Genomic DNA, 3,941 nt, shown 5'->3' with positions numbered 1-3,941 from the left:
AATCCGCTTGATGCAGACGTTCCAATAGGTCACTTTTTTCCATGGTGGTTTCCTTATCTTGTTAGTTTTGCTGCCTCCAAGCTTGGTCGCTTGGGGGCGGGAAACCACCTCAAAGTTTTAACAATTTTGGGGACTCTTCCCCGGATGACGGGATGGGCCGAAGCACAGCACGACTACCGATTAGTTGAAGTAGTAACTAACACTGAAGAGGATGCGGAATTCGTCAGCCTTCAATTCATCGTCTTCACTGTCGACGAAGATATCATCCAAGGCAGTAAGGTAGCTGCCGCTCAAGCCAAGAGCAACGTTGTCGCGAATGAAGTATTTTACACCGCCACCAACTGAAAACACGGCAGAATCGGTGTTGAGATTGCTGCTGTCGACTTCGACATCAGCCCAGGCAGCGCTGGCGTTCAGGAATGGCACAAAGGCCGAATCACGGAAGAAGTTGTACTCAGCACGAACTCCCAGCTCGGTGCTCATGTAACGATCATCGTCGCGCAATCCACCAATCACGGCAACTTCGAGTGCGTCGGTGACAAACTGTCCGTAGGCGAGCTGTAATTGCAAATCATCTCCCATCACATTGATGATTCCCGTACCTTCAAGAACCCTGGTTCCCTTTGCCACGTTTGGGGTCACACCGCCAGACTCTGTTTCAGCGGCAAAAGCGGGACCCGACACCATCGCTGCGATTGCAAACACGATCCATTTTTTATTCATTTGCTTCTCCTATTGTATGATATTCTTCCAAGCGGAAATGGACCATCCATCCCGCAAGTGCTGCTTTTCCCCACTACTACCGAGCACATCAATCCGCTAGAACAGATTGTCTGCACGCATCTCAAACGACAAACTGAAGGGATTGATTGCACTTAGAGCTGGGAAGGAATTCCCCCCGCTTGATTTGTCGCAGCGATTGTTGGTTTTTCGGTGACAATGTTATCGGATTCAGTTGCTTGAACCATAAATGGTATAACAATCACAGCATCCGATACGTTTGTTCCGAGCCTCAGGGCTTCAGGTCGACGGCGGCCAGGCCACTGCCATCCATCTTCATCGGCACCGAGTTGTGCTCATGCACGATCATCCAGCCCTCTTCGGAACGCATGAAGACAAGGGTCGTGCGGAACCACAATTCGACTGCGCCTTCCTCTATTTTTTCCCCTTGCATGTGGCTGAGACCATAAGCAACGCAAAGGTCGCCATCGAATAGCATTCGTGACTCGCGGAACTCGACCCGAGGCCCTGCATCCTTCCAGGTTTTCAGCCAGGCACGCAGTTCCTCAGGATCGCGCGCATCCGCTCCGGCGAAAGCAAGTGGAGGCTGAAGGTCGAAGACCTCAACGTCATGCGCAAACGGCTCGATGGCAGTTTCAGCATCTGCGTTGGCGATGGCTTTCTCGCGAGCCGCGATCAAACTCTTGATCGCTTCGATTTCAGTATTGATGTTCATGTGCAATTCTCCAGGGTTCGGAAATTCATGGGATTCGGCTTAAGGCAGAAAGCATTTTTTCACTCTGCATCCATTCCCATCGCGCGTGCGAATGCCGGAAAGTCCAGTGCGGTATTATGATCGTGCACTATGCGCCACTGTCCATCTTGCAGCTCAAATACATAAGTCAGCCAAGTTTCCAACGGCGCATCTTCGGGCTTGGGTCGGTACTCATAGCGGACTAACGCCATTGCGACGTCCTGTCCGACAACTCGATGCATGACTTTGCCTTTCCACGTCCAATCTGGATTCCTGAACCACTCTTCGTGAATAGCGATAGACTCGCCAGGGGTCTTGAACGCATATCCGTTCTGCACAATGGTGTAGAGCGTATCATTCCGTGTGAGATGGGATTTGAACGCTTCAATGTCTCGATTTGAGATTGCGTCGAAGTGTTGTTGAAGTGCTGAGTCGAAGTCGGGTTTCATGGTATAATTGGGTTTACAAGCGGAAGTTCAAAGCGGAAGTGGCAACAGAACGAGTGCCACCATGGTCTTGAATGCTGTGCAAAACTTTTGGTTTTCACATCAACTTAGACGAATGACATTGGCTCGAATCGACAGTTCTTTTGAAAAAATCCTGACTTGGTCTTGGTGTTTTATCACCCTGACAGTACCGCTCTGCCGCCCTACCCCTCTCGACCCACTGCTTGATGCCATTGATCAAGATGAATGCCCTTGAAAACCAGCCATAGGGCAAAGGTAAGCTCGCCGATAAAAGAGAGCAGCAAGATGGGAAATACCACTCCGGAAAAAGAGGGAGCAATCAGCAAGGTCAGGCTATTGGTCAAGTAACTTGCACCTGCTACCATCATGAGCACTCCAAGAAATCTTGGAAAATAGCGCGACTTGAAAACAAGCAATCCATATCCGATGCAAGCACAACCAAAGAAAATCAAACCCAGCCCAAAGCCGTAATTGTGCAAATCCGCCAGCAACATCACTTGTGCATGGATTTGGTTCATGTCAAAAGCCGCAACATACTCTGAATGATTCATGAGGACCAGCGGCACCAGCATCAGCAGCTTGTTGGCAACAAGCACAGCCGTTTGCGCCAAATTGAAAGCGACTGAAACTAGAGCCAATGGTTGGTGAACCTGCTTCAGCAGGAGATAAAGAATGATCATAACGGGAATATCCAGCGCATGCATCAGCACATCACCGGTAATACCCAGCCGCCAAATTGTTCCGTTCTGAAGGATATTGCTGGCCGTCAAGCCTGCATCGCCATAAACGATCAACGCATCTCTGATAAACAGTTGCCCAGTAAGACCAAAGCCAATGATCAAAAGATACGAAAGGCCTGCAATTCTGGCGTAACAATTGGGTGATCTGATAAAAGAATGCATTGATGATTTTCCTTTTTTGTACGTTACATCCCCAAAAGTGTCACAGTTGCGTTAGTTGCCATTGAATGGCAGTTATCAGGGGGACGAGGTGGAGGGAATTTGCACGAAGTTTGGCTAAAAGAATTCAGCCTTTGAGGCAATGCAAAATCTCGGAAGAGACCTGGAATCAGAAAGATAGGGGATGTCTTCGGACGGGACAGGCAAGGTGGCGGGAGCTTCCAGCTCGCGAAAATGCTACAAGAACAGGGTTGGGGAATGGTTAATCAGTTTTGGGTGATGGACGATGGTCTCGAATCAATTCGAATCTGTGTCCATCTCATAGATCTGTGGTTATAAAATATAGAATTTGAACCACCGATTGCCCAGATTTCTCAGATGATGAGGGGTGCAGCGGATCCACGATGGCTAAGCGGAAATGGTTGATGGCGAAGGCTTTAAGCTTAGGATGGCTCAGTATTGGAGAAGGCTGGCGCACTGCGGGAATTAGAGCATCGTTCAGCTGCGCTTCACTGGATGGACTGGCGAGGCCAGTCCAACAGGATACGCTGCGCGCAACAGGTTTTTGTGGTGGTTCTTGAACCTGTTACTGGGAAAGGTCGAACCGTTGAGGTACTCGAGTGTCCAGGAGTCGAAATTTTTCCAAATTCCGCTACGGAGCAAAAGAGATTGTCTTTGAACCTGCTACACGGAGGGACGACGTGTATCCTGCTCCGGCGAAGCCGGATCGAGAGAGTCCGTAGGACGAACGGTGTTGAATAACAGCGGTTGTATGGAACAGGCTGACGCACTGCTGTGAGTTGGAACATCGTTCAGCTGAGCTTCACTGGATGGACTGGCGCCAGTCCAAGAGGATGCGCTGTGCGCAACAGGTTTTTGTGGGTGATTTTTGAAGCTGTTGCTGGGAAAGGTCGAACCGTTGAGGTATTCGAGTGTCCAGGGGGTCGAAATTTTTCCAAATTCCGCTACGGAACAAAAGAGATTGTTTTTGAACCTGCTACACGGAGGGACGACGTGTATCCTGCTCCGGCGAAGCCGGATCAAGAGAGTCCGTAGGACGAACGGTGTTAGCTTGGGTGGTTATAGGTTATAGGCGATAGG

4 protein-coding genes are annotated in these 3,941 nt (G+C 49.7%); all 4 read right to left on the bottom strand.

Annotated features, from left to right (window positions below; all coding sequences use genetic code 11):
* Positions 1-180: 180 nt before the first annotated feature.
* Entirely contained in the window at positions 181-723 is a 543-nt protein-coding gene (locus ABQ298_13800; GenBank protein ID MEQ9825453.1) for an outer membrane beta-barrel protein, read from the bottom strand.
* A gap of 289 nt (positions 724-1,012) precedes the next feature.
* Positions 1,013-1,456, bottom strand: a complete 444-nt coding sequence (locus ABQ298_13795; GenBank protein MEQ9825452.1) for a nuclear transport factor 2 family protein — start codon at positions 1,454-1,456, stop codon at positions 1,013-1,015.
* A 59-nt stretch (positions 1,457-1,515) separates the two neighbouring features.
* Positions 1,516-1,923, bottom strand: a complete 408-nt coding sequence (locus ABQ298_13790) for a nuclear transport factor 2 family protein (protein MEQ9825451.1) — start codon at positions 1,921-1,923, stop codon at positions 1,516-1,518.
* A 200-nt stretch (positions 1,924-2,123) separates the two neighbouring features.
* Positions 2,124-2,843: a DUF4386 domain-containing protein gene (locus ABQ298_13785; protein ID MEQ9825450.1), complete on the bottom strand. Its 720-nt coding sequence runs from the start codon at positions 2,841-2,843 to the stop codon at positions 2,124-2,126.
* Positions 2,844-3,941: the final 1,098 nt, after the last annotated feature.

This window comes from Puniceicoccaceae bacterium (assembly GCA_040224245.1).
Classification (GTDB): Bacteria; Verrucomicrobiota; Verrucomicrobiia; order Opitutales; family JAFGAQ01; genus JAKSBQ01.
Note: the sequence above shows the minus strand (reverse complement) of the source record. Positions and strands in the feature narration are given on the sequence as shown.

What these genes read in the sequence shown, in the direction of transcription:
- ABQ298_13800 (MEQ9825453.1), bottom strand. Translation starts at nt 723, where the DNA reads ATGAATAAAAAATGGATCGTGTTTGCAATCGCAGCGATGGTGTCGGGT.
- ABQ298_13790 (MEQ9825451.1), bottom strand. Translation starts at nt 1,923, where the DNA reads ATGAAACCCGACTTCGACTCAGCACTTCAACAACACTTCGACGCAATC.
- ABQ298_13785 (MEQ9825450.1), bottom strand. Translation starts at nt 2,843, where the DNA reads ATGCATTCTTTTATCAGATCACCCAATTGTTACGCCAGAATTGCAGGC.
- ABQ298_13795 (MEQ9825452.1), bottom strand. Translation starts at nt 1,456, where the DNA reads ATGAACATCAATACTGAAATCGAAGCGATCAAGAGTTTGATCGCGGCT.